Annotated in this window: 30 protein-coding genes and 3 pseudogenes; 6 read left to right on the forward strand and 27 right to left on the reverse strand. The window is 49.4% G+C overall.

The genetic code is table 11. The features are described 5' to 3' along the window. The first annotated feature begins 83 nt into the window (after nt 1-83). From BXP28_RS25745 to BXP28_RS07055, 4 genes are all read left to right on the forward strand, one after another. Nucleotides 84-407, forward strand: coding sequence for a YhjD family protein (locus tag BXP28_RS25745; RefSeq protein ID WP_479684928.1), 324 nt, complete (start codon nt 84-86; stop codon nt 405-407). 73 nt (nt 408-480) lie between these two features. Further along, the gene (locus BXP28_RS07045; RefSeq protein ID WP_077584987.1) at nt 481-1,107 is read left to right on the forward strand and encodes a coiled-coil domain-containing protein; all 627 of its coding nucleotides are present in this window, start codon (nt 481-483) and stop codon (nt 1,105-1,107) included. Between the two features lie 173 nt (nt 1,108-1,280). Beyond that, nucleotides 1,281-1,706, forward strand: a complete 426-nt coding sequence (locus BXP28_RS07050) for a hypothetical protein (RefSeq protein WP_023484106.1) — start codon at nt 1,281-1,283, stop codon at nt 1,704-1,706. A 46-nt stretch (nt 1,707-1,752) separates the two neighbouring features. Further along, nucleotides 1,753-2,103: a hypothetical protein gene (locus BXP28_RS07055; RefSeq protein WP_036654623.1), complete on the forward strand. Its 351-nt coding sequence runs from the start codon at nt 1,753-1,755 to the stop codon at nt 2,101-2,103. Between the two features lie 415 nt (nt 2,104-2,518). Here BXP28_RS07055 and BXP28_RS07060 read toward each other — a convergent pair whose 3' ends face one another. After that, on the reverse strand, nt 2,519-2,764 hold the full coding sequence (locus tag BXP28_RS07060; protein ID WP_046655200.1) for a helix-turn-helix domain-containing protein: 246 nt from the start codon (nt 2,762-2,764) through the stop codon (nt 2,519-2,521). A 139-nt stretch (nt 2,765-2,903) separates the two neighbouring features. Here BXP28_RS07060 and BXP28_RS07065 point away from each other — a divergent pair, with 139 nt between their 5' ends. Together BXP28_RS07065 and BXP28_RS07070 are read left to right on the forward strand one after the other, a co-directional pair. Beyond that, the gene (locus BXP28_RS07065; protein WP_023484108.1) at nt 2,904-3,917 is read left to right on the forward strand and encodes a hypothetical protein; all 1,014 of its coding nucleotides are present in this window, start codon (nt 2,904-2,906) and stop codon (nt 3,915-3,917) included. An 18-nt stretch (nt 3,918-3,935) separates the two neighbouring features. Then, complete coding sequence (locus tag BXP28_RS07070) at nt 3,936-4,211, forward strand: hypothetical protein (protein WP_036654626.1); 276 nt, start codon at nt 3,936-3,938, stop codon at nt 4,209-4,211. 222 nt (nt 4,212-4,433) lie between these two features. On the opposite strand, the pseudogene BXP28_RS07075 reads toward BXP28_RS07070, so the two are convergent. The 26 genes and pseudogenes from BXP28_RS07075 to BXP28_RS07205 all read right to left on the reverse strand — a co-directional run bounded on the left by BXP28_RS07075 (nt 4,434) and on the right by BXP28_RS07205 (nt 24,038). Beyond that, nucleotides 4,434-5,238: pseudogene (locus BXP28_RS07075) on the reverse strand (N-acetylmuramoyl-L-alanine amidase family protein). Next, entirely contained in the window at nt 5,231-5,566 is a 336-nt protein-coding gene (locus BXP28_RS07085; RefSeq protein ID WP_367869699.1) for a phage holin family protein, read from the reverse strand. Before BXP28_RS07085 ends, BXP28_RS07075 begins: the two are co-directional and overlap by 8 nt. 67 nt (nt 5,567-5,633) lie before the next feature. Further along, nucleotides 5,634-6,071 carry an XkdW family protein gene (locus BXP28_RS07090; protein WP_158225709.1) on the reverse strand — a complete coding sequence of 146 codons (438 nt, stop codon included), beginning with the start codon at nt 6,069-6,071 and terminating at the stop codon, nt 5,634-5,636. Beyond that, on the reverse strand, nt 6,068-7,309 hold the full coding sequence (locus BXP28_RS07095; protein WP_257125699.1) for a hypothetical protein: 1,242 nt from the start codon (nt 7,307-7,309) through the stop codon (nt 6,068-6,070). Before BXP28_RS07095 ends, BXP28_RS07090 begins: the two co-directional genes overlap by 4 nt. A 42-nt stretch (nt 7,310-7,351) precedes the next feature. After that, a pseudogene (locus BXP28_RS07100) lies at nt 7,352-8,401 on the reverse strand (phage tail spike protein); the annotation flags it as partial. Continuing rightward, nucleotides 8,392-9,849, reverse strand: a complete 1,458-nt coding sequence (locus BXP28_RS07105) for a distal tail protein Dit (RefSeq protein ID WP_023484113.1) — start codon at nt 9,847-9,849, stop codon at nt 8,392-8,394. The gene BXP28_RS07105 and the pseudogene BXP28_RS07100, both read right to left, overlap by 10 nt. A gap of 1 nt (nt 9,850) precedes the next feature. After that, on the reverse strand, nt 9,851-10,375 hold the full coding sequence (locus BXP28_RS07110) for a hypothetical protein (RefSeq protein ID WP_077584990.1): 525 nt from the start codon (nt 10,373-10,375) through the stop codon (nt 9,851-9,853). A 143-nt stretch (nt 10,376-10,518) separates the two neighbouring features. Then, on the reverse strand, nt 10,519-11,460 hold the full coding sequence (locus BXP28_RS07115; RefSeq protein WP_158529819.1) for a hypothetical protein: 942 nt from the start codon (nt 11,458-11,460) through the stop codon (nt 10,519-10,521). Beyond that, a pseudogene (locus BXP28_RS22565) lies at nt 11,376-12,743 on the reverse strand (phage tail tape measure protein). Before BXP28_RS22565 ends, BXP28_RS07115 begins: the two are co-directional and overlap by 85 nt. Before the next feature lie 27 nt (nt 12,744-12,770). Continuing rightward, nucleotides 12,771-13,148, reverse strand: a complete 378-nt coding sequence (locus tag BXP28_RS07130; protein ID WP_036654632.1) for a hypothetical protein — start codon at nt 13,146-13,148, stop codon at nt 12,771-12,773. Continuing rightward, nucleotides 13,121-13,498 (reverse strand): hypothetical protein, encoded by a 378-nt coding sequence (locus BXP28_RS07135; RefSeq protein ID WP_036654634.1) that lies wholly within the window; start codon nt 13,496-13,498, stop codon nt 13,121-13,123. Before BXP28_RS07135 ends, BXP28_RS07130 begins: the two co-directional genes overlap by 28 nt. Before the next feature lie 2 nt (nt 13,499-13,500). Beyond that, the gene (locus BXP28_RS07140) at nt 13,501-13,758 is read right to left on the reverse strand and encodes a hypothetical protein (RefSeq protein WP_036654636.1); all 258 of its coding nucleotides are present in this window, start codon (nt 13,756-13,758) and stop codon (nt 13,501-13,503) included. A 66-nt stretch (nt 13,759-13,824) separates the two neighbouring features. Then, nucleotides 13,825-14,394, reverse strand: coding sequence for a hypothetical protein (locus BXP28_RS07145; RefSeq protein ID WP_036654638.1), 570 nt, complete (start codon nt 14,392-14,394; stop codon nt 13,825-13,827). Between the two features lie 12 nt (nt 14,395-14,406). Further along, nucleotides 14,407-14,781: a minor capsid protein gene (locus BXP28_RS07150; protein WP_036654641.1), complete on the reverse strand. Its 375-nt coding sequence runs from the start codon at nt 14,779-14,781 to the stop codon at nt 14,407-14,409. After that, nucleotides 14,778-15,203: a hypothetical protein gene (locus BXP28_RS07155; RefSeq protein WP_036654643.1), complete on the reverse strand. Its 426-nt coding sequence runs from the start codon at nt 15,201-15,203 to the stop codon at nt 14,778-14,780. Before BXP28_RS07155 ends, BXP28_RS07150 begins: the two co-directional genes overlap by 4 nt. Further along, the gene (locus tag BXP28_RS07160) at nt 15,200-15,532 is read right to left on the reverse strand and encodes a hypothetical protein (protein ID WP_023484117.1); all 333 of its coding nucleotides are present in this window, start codon (nt 15,530-15,532) and stop codon (nt 15,200-15,202) included. Before BXP28_RS07160 ends, BXP28_RS07155 begins: the two co-directional genes overlap by 4 nt. Next, a complete protein-coding gene (locus BXP28_RS07165) occupies nt 15,533-15,916 on the reverse strand; it encodes a hypothetical protein (RefSeq protein WP_036654646.1) in 384 nt (127 codons plus the stop codon). Nucleotides 15,917-15,930: 14 nt separating this feature from the next. Continuing rightward, the gene (locus tag BXP28_RS07170; protein ID WP_023484118.1) at nt 15,931-16,866 is read right to left on the reverse strand and encodes a major capsid protein; all 936 of its coding nucleotides are present in this window, start codon (nt 16,864-16,866) and stop codon (nt 15,931-15,933) included. A 55-nt stretch (nt 16,867-16,921) separates the two neighbouring features. Further along, nucleotides 16,922-17,575 (reverse strand): phage scaffolding protein, encoded by a 654-nt coding sequence (locus BXP28_RS07175; RefSeq protein ID WP_023484119.1) that lies wholly within the window; start codon nt 17,573-17,575, stop codon nt 16,922-16,924. 87 nt (nt 17,576-17,662) lie between these two features. Next, entirely contained in the window at nt 17,663-18,427 is a 765-nt protein-coding gene (locus BXP28_RS07180; RefSeq protein WP_317221666.1) for a phage minor capsid protein, read from the reverse strand. Nucleotides 18,428-18,522: 95 nt separating this feature from the next. After that, nucleotides 18,523-20,034 (reverse strand): phage portal protein, encoded by a 1,512-nt coding sequence (locus BXP28_RS07185; protein ID WP_023484121.1) that lies wholly within the window; start codon nt 20,032-20,034, stop codon nt 18,523-18,525. A gap of 8 nt (nt 20,035-20,042) precedes the next feature. Then, entirely contained in the window at nt 20,043-20,624 is a 582-nt protein-coding gene (terL, locus tag BXP28_RS24060) for a phage terminase large subunit (RefSeq protein ID WP_023484122.1), read from the reverse strand. A gap of 72 nt (nt 20,625-20,696) precedes the next feature. Then, nucleotides 20,697-21,809, reverse strand: coding sequence for a hypothetical protein (locus BXP28_RS24065; protein ID WP_235430726.1), 1,113 nt, complete (start codon nt 21,807-21,809; stop codon nt 20,697-20,699). A gap of 287 nt (nt 21,810-22,096) precedes the next feature. Beyond that, entirely contained in the window at nt 22,097-22,348 is a 252-nt protein-coding gene (locus tag BXP28_RS07195) for a hypothetical protein (RefSeq protein ID WP_036654649.1), read from the reverse strand. 891 nt (nt 22,349-23,239) lie between these two features. Then, nucleotides 23,240-23,629 carry a phBC6A51 family helix-turn-helix protein gene (locus tag BXP28_RS07200; RefSeq protein WP_023484124.1) on the reverse strand — a complete coding sequence of 130 codons (390 nt, stop codon included), beginning with the start codon at nt 23,627-23,629 and terminating at the stop codon, nt 23,240-23,242. Beyond that, nucleotides 23,619-24,038, reverse strand: a complete 420-nt coding sequence (locus BXP28_RS07205) for a hypothetical protein (protein WP_023484125.1) — start codon at nt 24,036-24,038, stop codon at nt 23,619-23,621. Before BXP28_RS07205 ends, BXP28_RS07200 begins: the two co-directional genes overlap by 11 nt.

The raw sequence follows: 24,038 nt of genomic DNA on the forward strand, positions 1-24,038 counted from the left end.
ATCCGAAAGGAGCCGCCGCCATGCCCGCCGCAACACACGACGAACTAACGCTGATCAAAAAGTACCTCGTCCTCCCTCTCGTCATGTCCGTATTTGAGCGCGACGCAAAGACCTTGCGCGAGGTACTTAAAACACCCGATCCATATGTCGAAAGGATCAATCGGGGAATCGAATACATTAACGATGACCTAACAAAAGTCCGCAAGTATTTCCGGGCTAACGGAATAAAGGTTTATGACGTAGAGAGGTCGGCATCCGATCTTAGTTGCGGCTATACTTGTCGGGGATATACCGGGTCCATGCGTCTGCTCATGAGCCATCTGCGGAGCGAGGTCGAAGTCGAAATGCGGAAATATCTCGGAGAGGATATACAGGAGCTGCGAAAGGGACCGAGTAATATTGTGTAAAAAGCATGGGAATCTATGGATATTTGTGCTAATATAGTATATGTTCAAATGGATATATATGGAGGAGATGGAATTGAAGGAAGAAATAAAGGTTAACCGTTTCACTAAAAAACAAGCTGGGATCGTGGGGTTTGCTTTACTCTTTATAGTGATTGGTCTTGTCTTTTTTTACATAGGAAGGTCCAGCGCAAGCCACGAATTAAACGGCAAGGCCTTAACGATTGCGAACGTCCAAAAAGAAACCGAAGATGCAAACGCCAAACTTAAACAAGCATCAGATGAATACAAAAAGATCGAAGATAAGTTTAAAGGAGCACAGATCGTAATCGATCAAGCTAATACACGGAAAAGCGATGCGGATAGGTACCAGAAAGAAGCCGAAAAATACGAAAAGTTAGCCGGCGAAAAGAAAGCCGAATTAGACAAAATAGAGTCCGCGATTAAGGAGAAGAAAGATGCCCCTATCGTTTTACCCGCTGGCAAGTTAACCGGAGGTAAGGATATCCCGGCAGGTCGTTATAAGGTGACGAAAGCAGGCCGTGAGGGAAGTAATTTTATCGTAACGTCAGCGTCAGGGGAGCTTAAAGCTAATACCATAGTAGCCGGCGGTAACCACGGCGTCGCAGAGTACGTAACGAGTATCGATAACGGCGACACCTTAGACTGTCACGCATCGTTTAAGTTCACGCCGGTTGAGTGATGCATAGTAAAGCCCTTCGGGGCTTTTTATTTTGCACAAAAATAAGTATTGTCATAAGTATTTCCATAAGTATTGCCATAAGTACGTAGTTATGATACAATAGAATCAAGGTAAGGGAATAACTTACCAAACTGAGATCGCTGGCATAGCGCAGCGACAAGGAGGAAAAAACAATGAATATTGTTGAGATGTACCGAAAAGTAAAAGAGATTTATGAAGCAAATGTAAGAACTCCAGACAATTGGGAAACGGGTTACGAGTTCATCGGTCTTCGATTTGAAGACAAGGAACGTGAGATCGGCGAAATTTGCGAATGCAGCCGCCATAACGCCGATCGCGAGGATGAGCGGGAATTCCCGGACTATGGGACAGACGAATACTGGGAAATGGAGAAGTTGGATGGAACGTCTGCGTGGGACATGGCCCACGAAAACACCTACGAATATTCTGCTTGGGACGCGGAGCAAGAAGACTGTAGAAGATGCTTTTTAACGGAGCATTGCTACGTAATTGCAGGCAACAACGTCCGCAACCATTCGGACGCCGATTACGGCGAAATCGTTATCGAGGACGCTGTAGTAATTGCAAAGATATTCTAAAATCCGGAGGGCTTCGGCTCTCCTTAAAAATAAGGAGGAAATTGAAATGGCAAGAAAAACAGTTTGGATGAACCAGCCGCTGGAGAAGTTGGCGAAAGAATGTGGAAAAGCTAACGGCAGAGAAGGAAAGTTTTCGGCTCGTTTAGGAGATATAGTCGAAAGATTCGACATTATCATGAAACTGACGCCCGTCCCAGAACTCTCCGATATTGAAAAAATGATTTTGGGTGAGGTAGTTTGCGGATCAACGCTATCACCAGTGACCGTAAAATATATGCCAAAATCCATTGTGGATGCCGCTACAGGGACACCGGAAGAGCGAGAAACATTGTCTCGCAAAGTCGAAGGCTGGAGCGCGGCTGAGAGAATCGCAGTGATAGAATCGCTAGGAGTGTAGGCGATGCTCCAAGATCGAACATGCAGACAGTGCCAAGCCTCTTTTCAAGGCGGACCACGCGCGTACTACTGTCCGACGTGCCGGGCAGAACGTACTAGGAAAACCTACGTAGAATACAAGCGCCGGAAACGCCAAGGAGCAACCAGAGCGTTAGGGAGTACAGACACATGCGAGCGTTGCGGCAAGTCGTACGTAGTTAATGCGGGACTCCAACGCTTCTGCCCAGACTGCCAGCCTATTCACGCGGCTGAGCATGATAGGCGGACAAGCCTAGAGTATTACACTGCTAACAAGGATACTATCAATCCGGCGCGGAATCAGAAACGCCGGGAGTGGCGCAGAAGAAAACAAGCAAAGAACGCACCGCAACAGTAAAAAACTTGCGGATTGTTCCCGCACCATGATTAAGACCACGTTATTCCCCCGTGGTCTTTTCATTTTCGGTTTCCGCGTCCACCAGCTCCAGTACATCGGTTATTCCGACACCCAGAACCTCGCAAATGGCCGCCAGATTTTCTAACGGTAGCCGTTGCGTTTTATTCAGACACATTTCGTTCACGGACGGGTGTCGTATCCCCGTCAGGCGGCTTAATTCCCGGTTAGACATGCCATGCTCTTTTAATAAATCAGCTAGTTTTATACGTACGGTTAGCTTTCTCATTACGCACCTCCTCCCCATTAATATAACATAAAACCCGGTACGTAAAAAGTTCCAAAAAACATTTGACACGTCCTGCGTACCATGTTATTATAGTTATAGTCGGAACGTTAAGCGTACCAATAACAAGGAGGAATTGAAAATGAAAAAAATTATGGATTTAAAAGTAGGGGAATTAATCGAATTAGGGGATGGGGCCGTTTACAAGGTCCTCGATAAAGAAATGGTGAAACAAGAAATAAAAAACCTAGATTCATTTTGGATGATTCTAGATGACAACCCAGAAAAAGCGTATTCCATATATAGCGTCGAGTTTGACGACGAGGGTAATCTAGATTACTTCTCGTTATATGGAGAAGATTTCTATGACCTTTACGACGAAAGAATTACTTTTGTCATGAAGCTAGATGATAAATACCCCGGCGCGCTAGAGTTTATGATCTTCAACAGGCAATGCGAGATCGATCGCATCGTTAAGGAGATGGATGAAATCTATGATTATCAGCGTCGTAGTGTATTACAGCTGACAATCGAGGGCTTAAAAGCCCAAATTAATTATTTAGAAAAGAGGCTCGAAAGAGCCAGATGGCAGAAAGTAGGGGCATATGCCCGGACTACTGTCGAGTATGAAGATTCTGATGTAAAACTGCCAGCAGGCAGTACCGTTAAATTAAACTCATACACGGATTATACCTGTAAGGGTAGCGATGGATTCCATGATGGACCAGAGCGATGGGATTGTTACATCCTAGACAGGGCAGACGAATTTGAGCATTGGAGGGATGTGAAGAAGATTGAGTTTAATTCTGATCACCTAGAGCCGGTAGGCATAGACGATCAGGAACGCATAGAAGAATATAGAAATGTGATTGCAAACAAATTCCTAGAAATCTTATCTAAAATAGAAACATCAGAGGCAGAAAGATTTGAACGTTTCTCGAAAGAGGAACGGTGTAAAATAAAAATAGGTACAGAGTGGGGTTCATCTGTGTACCTATCGGGAGGCCCCTACAGATACGACCTCGAATACTTCGAGGCGGACAAAAAGGGTATGATTGAGTTTCTCAAAGCCCTTGCGCGTAATGCGTCAGAAGAAACTCACAAAAAATCCATAGAAAAAGCCCTAGAAGAAGCGCAAGATATAGAGATAACCTAAAAAGAGAGGATGAATGAGATGTCATCTAATACTATTTACAAAGCAAACCAAAACCGGAGGATGTCAGCGTTACAAATTGCTGACATCCTGAACACCGGTGAAATGCTTCTGCGGCTGGAAATTGAAATTCGGGGGAGCAATTTAGCTTTACTTGTAACAACCGACACTGCAACTGTGGTGTACGGAGAAGCAACTAAGGAAGGCATGTTAAAGTTCTTAAGTAAACTTAAGGAGCATGCCGTGAATAAAGAAGATATAGATGAACTGCTGGAAGAAGTGCAGCACATGGATTGATATCCCTGAAAAAAGAGCGAAACCTATCTTCGTCCTAAAGGTAGGTTTCGCTCTTTCCAAATGGAAATGTATGTTTCAAACCACGCTCACCAAGTGGTGTGCGACAATTGAATTATAACACAGGCTCTGAGTGTGGTGCAAGAGTTTTTCCAAAGCAACGAAGGATACGGAAATGTGCAAATAAAGAGGACTCGCAAGCCCCGTCGCCTGCGGGTCCACCCGTCAATCCTCCGTCGGCAACCCCGACGCCTTCCGCAGCTCATTCGCACAGTGATGAATCCAGTCGCGCGACTCCGTATTTCCCGCCTCGTCCGCGTCCTTCCAACCCGGTCCCAGAAACGAATTAATCACGTTTTGAGCAATATCCGGGTTAAGCGGTCTGCCCGGTCCTGCCGGGTGCAAGCCCGCAGATGCCCGAAGTTCGTCCTCGCAAAGACGAATCCAGTCACGGGATTGCGTATTTCCTGCGGCGTGGGCATCGTACCGCCCCTTGACCAGAAACGAATTAATCACGTTCTCGGCAATCCCCGCGTCAACCGGCCGCCCTGCCCCCTGATGACTAACCGTTCCCATACCGAATGCTTTCAAGATTCCGTTTGCAATAGCCACGGCCAGTTTGTCTCGGAAGTCATCCCGCGCCAAGTCGGCTGCATCTTCGGCATTATCGATAAACCCAAGTTCCAGTAGACACGCCGGCATCCTTGTTTCCCGCAATACAGCTAGGTTTGCTTGTTTCATGCCTCGGTCACGTCGGAACAGCGGAGCTACTTCGCTATGGACTGCCGCCCGAATTGTTGTGGAGAGAGACGAATAAATCTGCGCCCCAGCTGTTCGCTTTTCTGGCCCGGTCAGACAGCCCAACGAAGGTATCATCTGAGCGCGTGAGCAGGACGTCAATCCCGGCGTTAGTTAATATCTTATGCGTTCTTAGACCAACGTCCAGCACGATGTCCTTCTCCTTCATCCCGTGCCCAACTGCTCCAGAATCCTTCCCTCCGTGACCAAAATCTAAGCATAGTTTACTCATTCTTGTTTCCCCCTTCTGTTTTTCCTTTTAATACGCCCACCGCCTGCTTGATTACGTCAGGCAGCGGTACGCCGAGCCTACCACCATTCTCAATTATCGACAGCAGTTCATTGGCCACGTAGAAAAACAGCGTAGCATCCCGGATCATGTGCTGATTGCCGAGAATGAGATCGATCTGATGCGCAACGGCCACGATAAAAAAGATAAATACCTTGCGGGCAATCCCCTTTAGGCCGACCTCGCTTTTGAGACCTCCCTGCGTTCCGGCGGCCATTAAGCCGGTCGCATAATCCACGATAACCATTACGAGTAATACTTGTAGTAACATCGGCCAGCCCCAAACAAAAAAGATGTGAGGCCGCCTACACTTGCAACCCCTGTTTTTAATGCGGTGTCTATACGTTCCACAATCCATCCTCCTCTATAAATTTCGAAACCACTTCACGCAGATTATAAAAGTCCGGTACATCCTCGATCGTTGCCGTTTCTTGCTTTATCTGCCGGAGCCACGTACCGACGACACTGGACTCCTTCGTAAATGCATCCCGCGTATTTCCCGCCAGCGCCCGAGTAATCTCCACGATTGCGAGGTCTTTTTCTAATCGGAGCTCCTTTAGGCTCGCCGGCCTTGGTTTCTTCGCTTCCGCCTCGAGGTATTTTTTGTACCCTTCCCGCAACTCTTCTTTTGTTGGAATCGGAGCGTCCAGATGCCACTCGGCAATCCATTGATTCCCATACCCATCATCCATAACGATAAAATCACGCGATGAATCCGCTTCGGGGAAAAGTCCCGTGATAGCCAAAGCTATGTTAAATCGTTCTATCTTCCTCACCCCAATCGCCATATTTTCATTGCGGATATTTTTGAATCTGCCGAGATATACGCGCTCAGGCTAGTGGTATACGCATGTCCCTCGATGTAGTCGCCGCGCTTGGCTCCGTATATAATACAGGTACCCGTAGCTATCAAAATGTCATTTGCGTAGGTGGTGTAAAATACCTGAGAGTATTCTGTTCCGTTTTTATATACGGCCATGGATACCCGATGCGGCCCGTTATGTGTATCCTCAAGATTGAACCCGAGTGACAACTGTACGAGGTAAGTACCGTCCATACCTACGACAAACCGGTTTGCGGACCGGTTAAACTCGTTCCAGTTATCCGCATACGCTTCGTTGAAATTTACCCTCGTCCATGACTTTGGTCCGAGTCGCTGCCTTGAGCTCAAAACCGCAGATGCCTGCGAGTTGTTCCGGAGCGTGAACCGGTCCTGCGTATACTCCGTTTTTGCATTGCGTCCGAAAAACACACGATCTACACGGAGGTTTAAGCCGTTTCCCTGTAAGGATATATCCGAGCCATATTGTCCGCCGCCTCCGTATATCCCAACGCCTCGGTTCTCGTTAAAAACTAGGCTCTTTTCGCCGCCTCCCGCAGTGCCGAGGTAAATCCTGTTGCCGACGCGGATGTCCTTGGATGTGGTTAGGTTTACGCCGGACAGCGTGACTCCCGAGATTACGTTTCCGACAATCCGCTCGGCCACGACTCCAGCACCGGTCATGGCCGTTTGGTACGATGCCCCGCCGTTGGTACTTACGCCGATGCCACCGGATGACAGCCGCACACGCTCGTTAGCATTCTTCGGATTGACCATGACGAGGCCACCTGAATCCCAGTACATATTCGAGCCTTGCCGGATTTTTGTCCGGGCAACGTCCATGATCCCTTTTAGGGAGTCCGCAGGAATGCTGATCCTCCCGTTAGCTACGTCGTCCTTGACTTTGTTCGCCTTGTCTTGCGCGCCCTGCGGCGTTTCAGCCCCGATATCTCCCGGCTTGGTCGGACTTGTCGCAACCCAAGTTTTACCGTCATAGCGTCTGAATACGTTCGGCTCTACTGATGTATCCAACCAAATCGTATCTTTCGCGGGGTTGGCGGGCGGTGTCGGACCCTTGTAAATTTGCTCACCGTCGCCAATAGCTTCCCACTTGCCGGAATTCCGCGAAATGATATCGGAAAGCCTCCGTATTAACTCGTTACTCTGAATGTCGAGAGGCTTAAACTCGCCCAATGTCACCTTGTCTTGCGACGGATCGGCGTAGCTGCGGACCAGCTCGATAACGCGAGCTTCGACGGCCAGATACGGGACAAAGCTCATATCCTTTACGACGATGGTATCCCCGAGCCTTACCTTTGTATGCTCATACCCGGTCAGGGATTCGAGTAGGACAGCGTCAAGTTCGTAGGTGAGGCGCGGCCGGTTCCGTTTCTTAAGCTCCTCCCACGTATTACGCATAAGAGCAAGTGGATTATCTGCGTTGTTATCCTCAAACACACCGATTATGTGGCGGCCATCCGCACGCCCCCACTTTTGCAACGCGTCTGGGTCTGCGATAAAGTCCTACCCAATCGGCTTTGCCGGATGTTCGTCGGTTTCGTCCCACTTTTGCGTGGTAAACGTCATCCGAACCCCGTTTTCGTCGGCTTTTCCAATACCGATAAGCGCAGTCACCATATCGGAGCTGTCCTCGGTCCGCTTGATCCCGCGCATATTCCGGCCGTAGTCAAAACGGGCGCCCGTCACTCGCCCGCGCTTGGTCAGATCGACGTACCGATTGCCAACCGCACCATTCGCAAACTCGACGCGAAATCTAAGCTCGCCCGAAAACTTACGGCCAATATCTTGGATGGCGGCGAGTGCCGTCGGGTAATCCTGCCAGTCAAACGTCGCGATTCCTTGCCAGTCGATTTGGCCCGGTAGCCATCCGCTTGCTTGCAGCGCATATGTCAGCGCCTGCCGGGCGGTGATACCGTTTTGTACAGTCGGGCGAATGATGGTACCGTATAAATCGCCGACTGCTGCGTTTTCGGCCTGCACTCTTTTCGTATGCTGGCCATTGTCTATAGCGTCCTCTACGGTTTTAATCTGGAATAGGATATAGATGCCGTCAAGGTCCCGTATCAAGACATGATTCTCGGGACGCAAAAACTCCGCCGTCAGATGATCGGCGGGACATCGGAATGAATAGCTTAGATATCCGGTATCGAGTTGCTCGACGTGTGCATCGTCCCAGTATGGGCACGCCTTCGGGCTTGAATTCGTCAGTACCGCGACGACGTTTCGGGCAAACCTGTCTAAGATGTATATCACGTCTACAACCACCTTTCACGATGTGTTAATGTTACCTGAGCCGTTGGGTCCGTCGTGGTATATGCAAGATTGTTCTGGCCGTGCTTGAGTGGGAAAAAGTCGCTGGCTGGGTCAAGGAGCCAAAACGCGGGTAGTCCGTTTTTCGTCACGGAGCCCTTTTCGCAGTCTATCTCGATCACATCATCTTTTTCCGCGATAATTGGCGTTTGCTTCTCGGGATCGACTTTATTTTCTTTGTACACAGTCGCGTAGTGGATAAACTGCCCGTATACCGGTTCGTACAGTTGGTACTGGTATGCGGCAAGCTGGAGCGCAGCAAGCTTAAACTTGCTAAACTTACCCTCTACGTCAACCCACGTTTTTGTCAGCCCCCAGTACGTTTTGCCCGTCTTTAAGTCTTTTTGAGTTACGTACATGGTCCACGTTTGACCAATCCGGGAAAGGCTCAGATACATAGATTTGTTGGTATAGGCGTGCCAACCCGGCTCATCGTAATACAAGCCGACACCCCCGCCGTTTGGCCCAATCCGACAATGACAAATGCCGTTCATGACCGACTGGCTATTATCGTTCATAAACATCAAGCCGAAGTTCGCACCGTTTTGATCGATGAGGTTAAATCCGACACGCCCGATCTGGTGGTTTTCCGTCGAATCCTGCTCCACGATGGCAGTTACCGTAAAATCCTGCAACGGCTCGGGTAGCGCCCTTCGTATTGCCGGTCCGTGCCAAGCCGGAGAGTCCTTCGATCCGTATTCCACCGCTTTTAATGCGTAACCACCAAATACGATAAACTTACCGGCGATCCGGTTGTCCCCGTCAAAATCATCCGTGCTATTTCCCGTCTGCCATCCGTCCAACGTTGTACCATCCGCATGTAAAACCACTTCCTGCTGCGGTACTGTCGGCTTGCCAATCGTCGGAGCCGTACCGAGAATCACGTTTTGTTTCCCGTTTCCAATGGCAAAATACGGAGTCGATTTCGTAAATTTTGCGGTAATAACCGGATACGTATCGGCTAGCCCTGCGTTTGTAACAGCGCTTGATGGTCCGGGAAGTAGTAGCGTCTTTCTAGCGCCATATGCATATGGGTCCGGGCAGACGAATTTGATTGTACCGGTACCCATCGAGACAAGCGTATCGATCTGTGTATCCCCGGAAATCTTGGCGTAATACGTTTTGCCGGGTTCATCGTCAAACATGAGTGGAGCCGCCTTATCCGTACATAACCAATCCGAAATGATGCGGAGCATGGAGACGAGCAATCCCGGCGATGTTTGTATAATCGTAACGTCTACGCTAAACTCCCGCATTCCGATCTCGCTCCCGAAGTCATACGCTCCAGGCCTGTTTGGGATCGTGAGCAGCTTCGGGGATATATTCGGGAGCATCGTTCTGCCCACTCGGTTGACAATAAAATACCCCGAGGAATGGTTCCCGTTAAAAGTAAATCCGGACATGTCAGCGCACCCCCTTACTTCGGTCTTTTTGACGCTTAATTCGGTCTAACTTTTCGGCAACCCGGTAAATGTCCATTTCCTCCCTGACGACGAGCTGACCGATTTGTATAGTCGTTTGATCATGCCTTGGCTCGTCTTCTCCTTCGCGGATCGTTGCCGAAGCTTTCCGCGCAAGCGAATCGAAGTTTTTAATAAGCGCAAAAAGGTTCGCCTGCTGCGCTTCAGTCAAGACCATCTCATTCCGCAGAAGTCGAACGTCTATTTCGTGGGCTTTCGGTGCGTTCCCGAAGGAAAACATTGGCGAGCCTCCGGCATGGAGTTTCGGGAGCGTTCCGCCTTCGTGACGGCTAACATTACTCGGCTTAAATTGTGTCGGCATAGTTGCCTCTAGGATATTGTCGTACCGTACAAGTACTTTCTTATGAATTTCCTTTAGTAGCTCGCTGTTTAACGCTTTAGCATCCTCTATGCCGTTTCCGGTAAATTGGATTTTCTTTATCGCAGTCTCTGACAGGACTTTCGTCATGTTTTGTCCGTAGCTGGTTGCTTCGGATATTTTCGAGTTGACGGTATTTTGTTTGGATATGATCCCCTCAAGCTCGCTCTTGACGTTTTTGTGCTTTTCGATATCTTTGTCTAGGTTCTCTAGTTGTTTTTGCTGTGAATCGGTTAACTTCCCTTGTTTTTCTTTATTTCATCGAGTTGTTTCCGCTCTTCTTGGAGTTTTTTAAGCTTTTCGTCTATTTGCTTTACGCCCTCTTCAGCCTTACCATTTAGTCCGACTTGTGCCAACGTAGCTTTAACAAGCTCGTCGTATGCCTTTCGGTCTAAATCCAACGCTTCACGTTTAGGACCAACAGCGTCGAGTGATTTCTTCAGCTTTTCGTTTTCTCTGTCGATCTGCTTCTCGGCGAGCCCCAGTTCGTCTTTCTTACGTTTTATGAGCTGGTCGTAACTCCGTACGGCGGATTCGTTTCCTTGCTCCCGTAATCTTTGCTGAGTCTCTTCTAGCGTTTTGATGTCGTATTCGAGCCCTGCCCTCTTGATTAACGCATCATTCAGACTTGTGACAGACTTATTTGCATCGTCAATTGCAGCCTTGTATTCTTTGGCGTGCTTTTTATAGTTCGTGTCCGCCTTGATTGTTTCTTGGCGGAGAGCGTTCCTGACTGCCTCGTCCAGTTCTTCGGCATATTTTTTGGCCGACTTGCTCGACTCTAGCATCGCATCTCCGTGTTTGGTAATCGCTACCTCTGCGTTAGACAAGAGCTGGATTAAATCGTCGTTGATCTTAAAAAATTTCTCCAACTCTTCCCTTGAAAGTCCGCTCTTCTTCTCTAAGTCTTCCATGCGATCCGTGTAATGCTTAATTTTTTCCGGGTCTGTGTTCATCTGCGCATCCCGCATCAAGTCCCGGTAAAGCATAAGCTCAGGATTAGTGAGATTAATAAGGTTACGCATAGAGTCGTATTCGGTAGTTAAATCCCGCACAGTCTTAGCTTTGTCTTGTAGCTCTTTTGCGTGAGTTAAATCAACTTTTGCCGCCTGTTCCGATGCCGTCTTATAGCCGACAAAAGCAGCCCCAAGTGCAGATACCCCGCAATTACCCACCCGATCGGGCCCATGCCCAACACTAAAGCACGGAACGCCCCTGCTAGTTTAGTAACGGCCCCTGCAACCGCGAGAATTCCGACCGCAGTACCGGCAACCTTTACGAATATCTCAACCTTGTTTGGATCGATTTTTCCGAGGCCCTCTACAAACTTGGTCAGCGCGTCAACGCCCTTACGGATAGACGGTATAAAGTGGTTACCGAGTTTGATCGCAACCTCGCTCACGCCCGATTTAAAGATTTCTATGGACCCGTAGAGGTTATCGATCATTGTTTTGGACATTTGCTCCGCGGTTCCGTCGCAGTTCTGTAGATTTTTCGTCATATCCTTGAGTTTTCCGGAACCAGTGTCGAGGAGAATTGCCCAGTGTTTATACGCCTCAGCCCCGAAGAGTATCGACAGTGCCGCCGATCGTTGCTGTTCCGTCATGCCCTTAGTTCCCTTTTCTATCTCTGCAACGAGTTCCGGCATACTTTTCATCTTGCCTTGCGCATCAAAAAACTCCATACCCGTCTTTTTCATGAGGCCGGCCATTCGCTTCGTCGGTTTCGCCAAACGAGTAAGTGACGACGCAAACGCCTGACCAGCAATTGATCCTTTTAGTCCGCTGTTCGCTAGACTCATCGTAGCCGCCGAAGATTCCTCCAATGACCAGCCCAGCGCATGAGCAATCGGGCTCAATTATTTCATCGCCTCTCCCATTTGCTCTACGTTCGTATTTGCGTTGGCCTGTGCGTAAGCAAATACGTCAGCTGCATGTGTTGCCGTACTCGCATCGAGCCCGAACGCCTGCATGGTATCGGACACGATATCCGCAGCACGGCCGAGGTCTAGCGCACCGGCCGCCGCAAGGTCCAGCATTCCGGGCATGGCGGAGATAATATCATTCGTCTTCCAGCCGGCAAGGGCGAGATATTCCATCCCTTCCCCAGCTTGTGTTGCCGTAAACTTCGTGACCGCCCCAAGATGCCGCGCAGTTTCGTTCAGACGTTGAAAGTCATCACCCGTTGCGCCAGATATCGCTTTTACCTTTGACATCTGCTGTTCGAAATCAGCCGCCTGCTTGACGACTGCTACGAATCCGCCGACCATAGCCGCACCGGCCACAGTCGCGCCCTTGCCCATCTTCTCTATCGATTCCTTCGTTTTCTTCGACTTTTCTTTCGTATCTTTCATTTCTTTTCGCGCACGTTCCATTTTCTGCGAAAAGTCCTTCATGTCGAGTAGCATTCGAGCCCGAATTTCCCCACCGTTTGCAGCCCCACCGACTGCCATCGCCATGCGTTCAGCTCCTTTCAAAAAAGAGCCCTACCGCATGTATTTGTCGGTAAAGGCTCGTAGTTCATCCATTCTTTCGCGGCTAAATCGTTGTTCTTCGTCAGCTTCATTGATGCCGGCCGCCTTTTGCATCGCAATAATATATCGTTTGTATTCCTCCTCCGGGAGCTGACGCCCACTTGCAGCAAGTAACATCTGCATCCGCCGTAGCTCTTCCGCCGCCCGATATTCCCGTGTTTTGGCGAGTATGTCGGGCAGATCGAGGATGTAGTATTCGTCTTCGACGACCTTCTGCGGGACGCCGAGCGTGACCGCACAATCCCGGAGAAAATCATCGATTGTGTATATCGGATCGCCTCCGCCATCTTCGATTTCCGTGCTTACTCGATCGGCATCGGCAGGAGGCATTTCACGTTTTTTACTAGGTCGTCAATATTGTTGTGCTCGTATACATGGACGATGTAGTCTACGATCTCATCAATCCCGGCTTCATTTTCGAGCTCTTCCACGTCAATTCCGCTTAGGATTGAGACGGTGAGTAGCAGATCGTCAAGCGCCACCTCAGATGCCTGTAGCGCATAGACGGCGAAATCATCGGGCGGTGCAAATGCTACGTTTGCAATCAGTTGCGGTAATACTTGGATACTCTCGACCAATGGCCGCCACTTTGCCGGTGTAATCTTTGCGATTTTTACCTGATGCTTGCCGAGCTTGACAACGTCAGTCCGCCGCATCGCTTTTTTAATCAATTCGCGCATGTCTACCTCCGTTCATATTTGAGGTGGTACGTAAGGATTTTATCTAATATTTCGCTTTCCTTTTCGGCATCAGATTTCCATTCGTTAAGGATTTCGGAGATTTGATTTTTCAAATGAAATAGCGGGTCTCTTTCCATCTTTCTTTTTGGTATTACGTGGCGTGCTTCAGTAACCCAACTCCTAAACTCACTGTGCAAGTCCATTTCAATTAATTCAGGTAAGGTTGGTAAAAACGGTTCAAGTTCCCTCTCGTGTTCCATTTAATATGCTCCTCCTAACCTCTCATCTTTTTATGAAAGGGAGAGCAAGCGCCCTCCCGTTTTGTTTTACTTTCCTGATACTGCTTTGCCTGCCGCTGCTGGGGTTGCCGTTTCGTCCCCCATGACGTAGAGTTTACCGCCTTTGGAGAGGTATGCGAGACCCTCGAACTCAATCTTTACTATTCGCTCTTTGTCGCTATCGTAAGTGTATTCTGGGTCTGCGGTTGGTACCGCTCGAAAAATCGTAATCCAGTCGTTAGCCGTAGCGTTTGGATCAATCGGCTTAATCACTAGTGGTTTAGCTATGGATGAGAGGCTAAACCCTGTGGATACCGTTACCTCTATCTTTTTCTTGGCGTTTGGACCCTCCCCTGAAGAGACATAGGTTGCGTTTGGCATTACTTTAGCTAGTCTGTCTAGGTCGTATAGGGCGAAGGGTACTGTTACCTTTGCAGTCCGGCTCTCGATAATCTTGTCCGTCGGTGTTTTCCCGTACTGGTCAACGGTGACATCCTTAGTTTCCGTATTAGCCGTGAACACGATGCCGCCTTTTGTGATATCAAATATGACTTTGTCATCACCGGTGCCGAACTCTACAATTGCAGGACCGAGCGGGAGTTTAAACATTTTTTCCATATATTTGCCTCCTTATGGCCGAATGATTAAGTTAAAATTCATCGAGAAGATTGGCCGCTGGACCTCGTCAATCCCGATGAAAAAAGGAACGGAGCCGACGGGGTAGATCACGACCACCGATTCGGCTCCTATTCGTTGTTCCTTGCGATTTGCTATTGTGTTAAAAATGGCGTAAGCTCTTGCTTCGGTCTCTTCGAAGTCACGCGCAGCCCCGCGGACAAGGACCTGAAATGCTGGGAAACTTACGCCCGTGTCACGATCTTTCGCACCACCGGCTTGGAGCGTCACTACCGAACAGGCATCAGGCCCAGTAGTCGGAAACATAAACGGAAAGTAGGTGCCGGGCGCTCTCTGCTCGATCCACGCGATCAGTTCTTGTATCTTCACCGGCCGATCCTCCCCCGAATAGAGTCCGCAACCCATTTCCAGTATTTCGACTGCTCTCCGTACAAAGGACGCGACAGGTACTTGTTGCCGACGCTGTATCCGTCTACTCCCGGAGCCGCCTGCGATTGCTCCCCGAGTTTATATGTCATTTCGTGAGTCCAGAGAGCATAGTTAAACCGGCCACGCTTCGAGGTTTCCACCGCCGAGAACGATACCTCCCCGACGACACTGTCTTTAGATGCTTTCACTTTCGTATCAACCGTTCGTCTGAGCGTTCCCTTGTCGATCGGAGCGATGTCGGTACCGATCCGGGCCAGATCATCCACCGAGTCCTGCATCCCGGCCTTTCCAGCTTGCATGACGCTGGTTACGCTCGCTTGCGTCTTCGCGAGGAAATCACTGATATCAAAGTCGAGGCTCATAGCAGCACCTCCGTAAGCAGCGCCTTTCCGCCAATGTCCCGCAACACACGGACTTTTTTCGGACGCCCTTCATATTTCTTCCCGAGCTCGTTTACGTACTTGAGATGATCATCCGGCCGGATATCTGCGAGTCTATCGAGAAGAAACTTGACGTTAGCGACTTCGGATTTCCCGGTTACTCTCGCTTGCATGTCGTCAGTGACGAACAGCCCCTCGTCAGCCCGGCATTTGTACTCGGTGGATGCGCCCGGCTTCGGGTTACCCCATTTGTCCAACTCGCCGGAACCGCGTTCGACGTGCAGCGTCTGCCGCATCGGAATTAACGGCATCTATCGCACCCCCATTCCGACACGACGAAGCCGCAGGTCCACATCGTTCTCGTCGCCGATTAAGTCGAGTACTTTTTGCGTCACCATTTGGTTGACGTCTTTCTCCACCGGGTAAAAGGAAAACGTCGCTACTCCCGTAACTGAATAGGATTGGACACCGTTCGATGCGTGCCTGTACGTATCGTTAAACTTGACAGAAAGCACATTTGCAAACTCGTATACCGCATTGTCCGGTATAGTGAGGCGAGGGTACCGCCTAGAAAGCGTATCTGCCGAGACGGTTATTAATCTTTTTTTCCTCTCCGTATCGCTTTCTAGCCAGTCCTGCACGTCTATACAGTTCGCTGTGATATACTCGTCAGCAGCGTTTATATTTACGGTCATTACGACCTACCTCCTTATTTGGAGGCTTTTGCAGCGGGTTTAGGCGCCCCCGAACCTCCATCTTTTTTGATTACGCCAGACAACCGGGCAGCGGCGCGTGGGTGGAATACAGCCATCGCAGAATACCATTCGATACGAGTCCGGTAGCAGGGTTTCTCATTAAGTTCACCGAGGTCACGGACGTTGATCGTACCGTTTTGCAGTCCGGACACATACTGTTCAGGTCCAAATCTCACGGCATAAAGTGATGTGGCATTGCCTGTCTCGTCAAAACCGATAATCTCATTTCCTTGAGCGTCGGTTTCGATAAATCTAATTGGAATGCCGCCGTAGGATATAACTGGGCGACCATACTTATCGTACTCACTTTCCGTGTATCCGTGGTGATCTTGGATTACACGCTTAATTTCGCGTCTCATCGTTTTATTGCTGTAGATAACGTCGGGTTGACCCTCTACAGCATCGATTAATTCGTCTAGCATCGTAATTGTAAGCTCTCCTGATTTACCATCAATGACCTGTTTGCCGGTCAAACGTTTTTGTAGACCGTCAAAGCTTTTCGGGTCTTGTGCAACATCGCCCTTGAAAAACGTTTTGGTCCAAGTTAGTGCTAGTGCTTTCGTTTTCATTTGCGTTTGGATTGCGCGCTGGTCGTTGACATTACCGCGAGTTTGGACGATAAAACGGTCGACGTCCACATCACCACCGGCAATTACGAGTCCCTCGGATAATTGGTTAACTACACCAGTGGACTCTTGGTATCCCTCATTCACTCCACGGAAACCAACTCCGGGCAACACTGCCTCTTGGTTATAGCGGTAAGAGTTTCCAACGATGTCCATAAACGGCAGCATCTCTAACACTGCGGAGCTTCGGGCAAATGTTTCAATTACACCTTTCTGTAGCGTATCTGTTGATAATTTAGCTGCTTCTGGGAGAGTTAATGCCATGTGAAATTCCTCCTTGTTTTTGGGAAAATAAAAAGACGCTCTGGTTAAGCGTCTGTTAAGCCTTTGTTCCGTAGCCCATTTTGAGCAGTTGGAACGGGTTCATATCTTTTGTATCCACCTGTGCCGAGTCTCCGCTTGGATTCGTGCCGCCGCCAATCGGTTGCTGTGGTTTGTTCGCAAGAAACGGATTAGCCTTCAGCAAGCCGTCGACCACTTCGTCCATACCGGTTACTTTTCCGTCTTCCACCTTGACGGTAGACAGATCGACTAGTTTTAGCGCAGCGTCGACGTATGCTACTTTGCCGGTTGCGGCCTTAATAAACTCGTTGGTGATGCGTTCTTTCTCGATTTCGCCACGCACCTTCTCTAACTCTGACGCCAGTGCTTGTTTTTCTTCTTCGTGCTTCTTAGCCGCCTCGGCCAATCGTTCTTGCTCGGATAGATCGGCTAGACGTTTTTCCTCGGCAAGTCTTTCGTATTCAGTGAGTTTCGTTTTAATATCGTCGTAATCGCTGTATTTTTCAGCCTTTTTTCGCTCCCGTGCCAGCCGATCAGCTACGATTTTGTCTAGCTCTTCTTGCGTAAATGTTTTTGTCGTCTCCTCTCCCTTCGTTTGCTCTCCGCCACCTTCGCCACCTTCGCCACCTTCGCCGCCTTCGCCTTCTGCGAATAGTTGCAGGTTTAAAGGCAGTCTATACGTTTTCTCCATTGTTTACCTCCCGCGTTTTAGCACCGCGTAGTGCGTAGTTTCCGGAAGTTTAAAGCCGTTCCGTAAGGCATACGAAAAGACGAGCGTTTATGACTCGTCGGGATCATCTTCTCCGTCTTCGTACCGCCTAGCGCTTCGGATAGGCGTAAAAGTGTGCTTGCAATGCGGATGAAATATCTCTTTGGTTGCCCGAAGCTGATCATACGTCGGATAGGGACCGGGTGCCTCAGCCGTGAGCTTAATGATTTTTCCTTCCCAATTGCTACATGAGTCAGTTGCGCCGTGCCGGGATATGATTGCATACTGCACATCTCGCTCCAGTGCGGATATCGTCGTCGCTTCCCGGTACGTATTCATCATCTTGGTGCGCGTTAGCATCTCGACATAGGTATCGGGCCGCCATCTGCGCCCGGCTGCGTCGATGATACCGGAATCCAACGATTTCCCAAGCTCCTGCCGCATCCTGTCGAGTGCATCCCGGGATATCGTACGCCGGCCGTTGATTCCTGCGGCCATGTTCTCGCGGACTGAATCCGCATAGGCCTTTTTGATAGCCGATCTGACTTTTCTCTCAACGTTCTGGGTCACGGCCAAAACGTCTGCCTGCGTGTCAGCTATGGCTGCTGCGACCATGTTTTCGCTGATTTTGCTTAATTTTACGGCCTTGATCGCTTCCTCGACCGTCTCTACGATTTCAAGGGCAATAAGCGTTTTTATAACACCGTCAGCGGCCGCCTTCGGGATATTCTCCTCTATCCAACTGTCCGATTCGTCTACTAAATCAGCTAGAATACGCTCAATTTTTCGTATCGTCGTGAGTACGATAGCCCGCCGCATGCCGACGAGTTCCATTCCGTTCAGCTCATTTCGGACTTTCTGGAGCGCCCGTTTGTATGCGTTGACTAGTTCGTCGACGTCGTAATCGTAACTTGGTTCTGGTATGTGGCTCATTCAGTTTCTTCCTCGACATCTTTGGATTCGTTAAAAATACTGGAATCGACAGGCATTTCCTCCCTTTCCTCACGCCGGATACGCTCAAGCTCCGCCTCCGCCTGCTCCTCGGTCATGTCATCGAGCCTCATCAGTGCTGTTTTCTGCGACAGGGTCGGTTTTCCACCGGTCCGTATGCTCGTCAGGTTTGCCATTTCGAGTTCATCGTCCGGTAGGCCGTCCTTAAACTGGATTTTCGGTACGGTAGGCTCGTAGTTAAGCCGTCCCGGTGCCTGCGCATGTTCCAGTAGTTGCGCGATGTATAAGACTTTCGCAAGCCCTTCCGCATAGTACTGGCGCTTACGGTTGATCTTGGCAAGCAGCGAATTCATCCGAAACTTGACCGCAGCCCCTGACGTATGGCTCGTTCCCGAATTATCCCGGCCAAGCGCAACAGGCGGGAGCTCTGCCGTTGTGAGTAGGAAATCGAGCAGCGTTTCAAGCTCTTTAAATGCGGCCATGAGCTGCCCGTCCCATGTGATGTATTTAGGGGTAAAGGTTTCGTCTTTATCTACCTCAAAAATTTTATCTCGCCCGGCGCGAAATATTGGCTGGCCGTCGTCATCTTCTTCTAGTGAGCCGGTTGGTATTGCCATCGCCGGGTCCGCGTGCTTGTCGAGGATATTTGCGATTTGAGACAGCCGATTATCGATCTCGTCAAATATAGCTTTATGCTCCGAGAGATCGTCAATTCCTTCCCAAGATTCGTCAGTCCCATAGTTTGGGACGTGAACAACAAGTGGAAACGGCACTCCCGTTGTTACTTCTCGCTTTTCGCCTTCTTTTGGCGGTATCTCGGCATATATGCGCCACTGCTTGACTTTGTTATCCACGTTATACGTGATAGGCTCCATACGGAGTTTGCGGTATTTAATCAGTCCCGGGTAGTGACTCTCGACGAATAATTGCCAGTCGTCCTTTCCATCACGCTCGAACAAGACGGGATAAGCAATATGGTACGCAAAGATTAGATTTTCATTGGTCGGTAGCGGCTCCGGGAATACATATTCGGCTTTTTGTTGCTCGATGATAACCCGATACGGATCGATGGATTCGTCTAAAAATCCGTCATAATGCTGGCTGTAACGGACTTTGTAAAATGCGTCACCTCGGTATGCATTGCCTAAAGCACTCTCGTAGTTGATAATGTGCAATCGGTTCTCTTGTACCAGCCGTTCAATCGTCTCCTGCTCTGGCGAGTGGTCCTTTCCGTTGCCGGCCGAAAATGTCGGCGTTTCTCCAAACAGAAAATCCGCTGACTTTTTGCAGATGAGCCCAGGAAAGTTTGCGGTAATATATACGGTATCCCTCTGGGACTGAGTCAGCCGCTGATGCACGCGCTCGAATACATCGTAGTGAGCGCCTTTAAACAGTTTCTGGTTCTCTTTGTATCGTTCGATCCGTTTCTTATGCCTCTTTTGTTCCGTCGGGAAGTACTCGCCAACGGCGAATATATCTTTCAGTCTCACTCACCTCCTTATAGTCCCGGTGGTTTTTTATAATAGGACTTCTTACGCCGCCTCTTTCCACCTGCAATATCGACAGCTCCGGCCAGTGCGTCCGGCAGGTCATCGTGTGTACCTCCCGGAAACTGTTCCATCTGTTCGAGCAGCAATCGGTGGGACCGGTTGAAACGTAAAAAACCACTCTCAATGAGCGGCTCCAGTGATTCGATGCGTTCTTCTTTTTTCGTTTTGGACGAGAAAGATTTTATTCTTGTCCGGTATATCTTGAGCCGCGATAACTCCTCTTGAATCTGTCGATACATGTCGAATTGAGCCCCGACAGTCTCGACGACAAAGACCCGATGCTCATATTCGATGATCTTCTCTACCGCCACCTTGAGCGCAACGTGCGCCTGACACTTCTGGGCCCACGCATCAAGGACGTAGAGGACACCGGTCCGCCGGCATCGGCCAATCGTAACAATTGCATTGTAGTCGCTGCGCCTGTTTTTGCCTTGCGCAATGTCCCAAAATGCGTATAGGTCCATCGGGATCGTGCGGCCGTACTGATCGTAGATGTCGGATTCGTCGTAATAACGAAATTTCTCCGGCACGAATATCGCGCTTTCTTCGTCGATCGGGTTGTTTTGGTACTCCGTGTTAAAGGCGCGCGATCCGTTATCCCACTACCAACGCATCAATTTCCACAGCGGCTGAACTTCCGGCCATAGTACGACGGCTCCCTCGTCCATTTCGGATTTGTGTTCGAGGTAAAAAGCTTCCGCCGCCTCTGCTCGCTCGTCTTCCGGCCTTTCGGGGTCAAGATAAATCGACCGGCATTTCTCCCACAGGTCAGTTTGATTAGGTTCCTCAATAAGCGCCTTGTACCGCTTTGTCTTAAAGTCAGTACGCTTCATAACCTTGATTAAGAGAGCGTCCACGTGCACGACGGTACCCATATAGATAATCGCTGTCTTCTTGCCGGCAGGGTCTCCGAGAGGCACGACAACCTTCGTAAACCAGTCAAACAGTTCTTGCCGTAATTGCTCTGTGTTCGTATTCCGTTTATCTTCGAGATCGTCACAGATAACCAAGTCTGGGCGCACTCCGTTCCAGTTTCGTCCACGAAGAGCTTGCCCCGTTGAGGCCGCCTCAACCTTGCATATTTGATGCTGTCTATCATCCTCCATCGGCTCCCACGCAACAAACTCGGACGTATTATCCCTCGGGTTCATCTGCTGTTTAGGGTGGAGCAACGGACCAAAGTCCTTCCGTAGCTTCTCGTTATGCTTTAGCTGGTTCGCGATCCATTCTAGGTTCGCGCTGGAAACTGTCGGGGTCTCCGAGATGACGATGATATACTTTCGTAGCCGGTAGACGATCTCATGCAAAGGGTTCGCCTTTGATAGATACGTTGATTTAGCATGGGATCGCGGCGCGGCTACCGCTACCTTGCCGTTCCTCTTGACATACGAGATACGATTCATTTCATCGCAGATTTCTTTGTGAAATTGCGGAGCATCCGCTACATCTTCCAGCTCAAAGCTATCCCAGTTGCCCGGATTGCCCGGGTTTCTCGTTTCCGAAAAGTATTCCCACGCAAAATAGAGTAGATTACGCTCGCCCCGGTGGATACGCTCCAACCGCTCAAGCTCCGTTAGATACTCGTCAAGTTCAGCGAGCTCACTTTCAGTAAGCCGATTCTGATTCGCGGCCATAGCGTCGATCAGCTCGGTGTACTTGCGTATGAGTTCCTCGCGTTTCTCTCGTTTTAGCCACTCGGTGCCGGTCCACGTCACGGCATCGCCTCCAATCATTGATTTTTAACGGAAAAATCACGGGAAATTACCGTGTTTCACGCTCAGGTCGACCGTTTGGTCTTCCGCAAGGGAAAACGGCTAATTTCCCGTTGATTTATCGTAACCACCGCAGCCCCCGTATTGCCGACAAAATAGTCAAGGCATAGACGATGATTAATAATGCGGTGTCTCCCGGCGATAAGCCCGCTAAACGGATAGCGAAAATAAGTACCGCCGCAAACGCAATTATAAAAATGCCGATGAGCACCGATGCAGCTACATGTAATTTATTCATCGCTGAAATGTTCCCCGATAAAATCTAAGTAAACTTGAGTTTTAGAGTCTCCGTACCATTTATCTATCAGTTCTCCATCAATCTGGTGTTCGAGAATTCCGCAGTACTTATACGCGTTCCCTTCCTCAACCCTAAAACGCTGCCCTTCTCGCAGAAGTGAATATGCGATTGCTTCGATATCTTTCCGAATCTTCTCTTCTAGCGCTCTTTTGATATACGCCTGTGCACTTTCTACCTGTTCCACGATAACCCGACCTCCAAACGTCAATTATTTACGGGAAATTTACGAGAAATTATCGATTTTCAAGCCTAGGTAATATATTTGGTCGTTTCGATGGCTAATCGTCTAATTTCTCGGTGATTTTTCGTTATGCAAGGATATGCCGACGACCATAAGCGCATCGGTTTCGTCCATGCGGCCGTCCTCCCCGCCTAGTTTTCGTTAGCCAAGCAACAGCGATCTGATACCGCATATTATATTAGTGCCACCTCGTTTTCACTCCTTTAAGCGGTGGGGTAGCTGTCGTTGCGTGGTTGGTTCGTCCGCACAGACTTCGCTTATGTATCGGAACAGGGCCCGGTGCATAAGCGTTGCCGTGACGGGCAAACCCAAACGTTATTTTTGATGCGCGGATTTTTCCGGCACGAGACGCAGCCCCTCGATAGGGGCCCTTGGGGGTGGGTGCCCTCCTTGTCGGATTGGGTTCACGCAGCCCCCGTTTCATGCATCGTTTATGCATCGAAAGCCTTACGAAATAAGAACGCAAAACACAAAATCTTGTGTTTAACGAAATATTCAATCGACAAATGAACGATGATACGTTCGCACGACAGCCGCAATGCCGCGTCAGCACTGGCTTTATACTATCGTTCGCTGAAGATAAACATCTGTACAAAAGCCGAATTATGTGCGGCAGTATATACCCGGCACTGTATGCGGGTGAATAAGTATACGGGGACTGAATCGGGTCCGCGCGGTTGGTTTCTGAAAAGTTTCGGAGGACCTTCCGTCAGGACTGCGCAAGGGATGTAATCGACCCGGTTACGATTGGTCAACGAAAGCCGATCGTCTCAATCCCACTGTAACACACATAGTTACAACGCAGCCCTACATATTACTGCCCGTCTAATCCCCCTACTGTGTACGGCGGTCTTTGAACGCAGCCAGCCGCTGGTTCAACGCCTCCACATCGACTTGGTCCGGCCCGGTCGTTTCAACCTCGATCCGGTCGGTCAGCATACCGTTAATCTGTAGCGCAAGCTTAGCCATTGCTGCGTTACCATCCCGGATAGCAATCTCCGTCAGGCTATCGATTAACTCCGGCAACTTCTCCTGACTGTTGCGGACCATCTGACGCTTAAGCTCCGCCTCGAACATCTGATCCTTACGCCAGTTGCCTATTGTGTTCGGATGCACCCCGCATATCTCGGCAATCTCTGCGTATGTCTTTCCGCCTTTCTTTGGCAACGCTAAATAGCCGATTGCCGTATATTGCTCCGTGCTTAACAATTTTTTAAACGTCATGATTACCGTCCTCCTTTCGTATAACTCCGCCTCTGTGGTACAGTTCTTTTTCTATCTCTCGTATTTCGCGTTTTGCATCAGCCAGATCACGCTGTATATAAAAGCCCGTAAACCCGCTCATATCATCGACCCATCTTTGTAAGTACCGTAATCTATCTAAAAGCCGGCACTTACGGATAAACTCATCCGCATCTCGGGTAACAAGTACATCGGCAAAATACGAGTCCCTATCCACAACTGACTGCCAAGATGTAGAGTCGGTTTGGATTTTATGAATACCGCCAGTCATACCTTTAGCTTTCGCCACAAACGCCCTAAGCGTCTCCTTATCAAGCTTCCCCTCGGATGCATAATGCCAAGCGATACGGCGGTCGCCAACACCCTCTAATGCGATAAAATGGTACGCCAT

Origin of the sequence: Paenibacillus larvae subsp. larvae (assembly GCF_002003265.1) — a bacterium.
GTDB classification, from domain to species: Bacteria; Bacillota; Bacilli; order Paenibacillales; family NBRC-103111; genus Paenibacillus_H; species Paenibacillus_H larvae.

Bases quoted from the DNA above. Each gene is read 5' to 3' on its own strand.
- BXP28_RS07070 (WP_036654626.1), top strand. From the start codon at position 3,936: ATGTCATCTAATACTATTTACAAAGCAAACCAAAACCGGAGGATGTCA.
- BXP28_RS07060 (WP_046655200.1), bottom strand. From the start codon at position 2,764: ATGAGAAAGCTAACCGTACGTATAAAACTAGCTGATTTATTAAAAGAG.
- BXP28_RS07055 (WP_036654623.1), top strand. From the start codon at position 1,753: ATGGCAAGAAAAACAGTTTGGATGAACCAGCCGCTGGAGAAGTTGGCG.
- BXP28_RS07200 (WP_023484124.1), bottom strand. From the start codon at position 23,629: ATGACGTTTAAAAAATTGTTAAGCACGGAGCAATATACGGCAATCGGC.
- BXP28_RS07085 (WP_367869699.1), bottom strand. From the start codon at position 5,566: ATGTTACTACAAGTATTACTCGTAATGGTTATCGTGGATTATGCGACC.
- BXP28_RS07130 (WP_036654632.1), bottom strand. From the start codon at position 13,148: ATGCCTCCTGCCGATGCCGATCGAGTAAGCACGGAAATCGAAGATGGC.
- BXP28_RS07170 (WP_023484118.1), bottom strand. From the start codon at position 16,866: ATGGCATTAACTCTCCCAGAAGCAGCTAAATTATCAACAGATACGCTA.
- BXP28_RS07165 (WP_036654646.1), bottom strand. From the start codon at position 15,916: ATGACCGTAAATATAAACGCTGCTGACGAGTATATCACAGCGAACTGT.
- BXP28_RS07180 (WP_317221666.1), bottom strand. From the start codon at position 18,427: ATGGAACTCGTCGGCATGCGGCGGGCTATCGTACTCACGACGATACGA.
- BXP28_RS07155 (WP_036654643.1), bottom strand. From the start codon at position 15,203: ATGAGCCTCGACTTTGATATCAGTGATTTCCTCGCGAAGACGCAAGCG.
- BXP28_RS07105 (WP_023484113.1), bottom strand. From the start codon at position 9,849: ATGTCCGGATTTACTTTTAACGGGAACCATTCCTCGGGGTATTTTATT.
- BXP28_RS07160 (WP_023484117.1), bottom strand. From the start codon at position 15,532: ATGCCGTTAATTCCGATGCGGCAGACGCTGCACGTCGAACGCGGTTCC.
- BXP28_RS25745 (WP_479684928.1), top strand. From the start codon at position 84: ATGTCCGTATTTGAGCGCGACGCAAAGACCTTGCGCGAGGTACTTAAA.
- BXP28_RS07145 (WP_036654638.1), bottom strand. From the start codon at position 14,394: ATGGAAAAAATGTTTAAACTCCCGCTCGGTCCTGCAATTGTAGAGTTC.
- BXP28_RS07175 (WP_023484119.1), bottom strand. From the start codon at position 17,575: ATGGAGAAAACGTATAGACTGCCTTTAAACCTGCAACTATTCGCAGAA.
- BXP28_RS07205 (WP_023484125.1), bottom strand. From the start codon at position 24,038: ATGGCGTACCATTTTATCGCATTAGAGGGTGTTGGCGACCGCCGTATC.
- BXP28_RS07140 (WP_036654636.1), bottom strand. From the start codon at position 13,758: ATGGAACACGAGAGGGAACTTGAACCGTTTTTACCAACCTTACCTGAA.
- BXP28_RS07135 (WP_036654634.1), bottom strand. From the start codon at position 13,498: ATGCGCGAATTGATTAAAAAAGCGATGCGGCGGACTGACGTTGTCAAG.
- BXP28_RS07110 (WP_077584990.1), bottom strand. From the start codon at position 10,375: ATGACGAAAGTCCTGTCAGAGACTGCGATAAAGAAAATCCAATTTACC.
- BXP28_RS07050 (WP_023484106.1), top strand. From the start codon at position 1,281: ATGAATATTGTTGAGATGTACCGAAAAGTAAAAGAGATTTATGAAGCA.
- BXP28_RS07065 (WP_023484108.1), top strand. From the start codon at position 2,904: ATGAAAAAAATTATGGATTTAAAAGTAGGGGAATTAATCGAATTAGGG.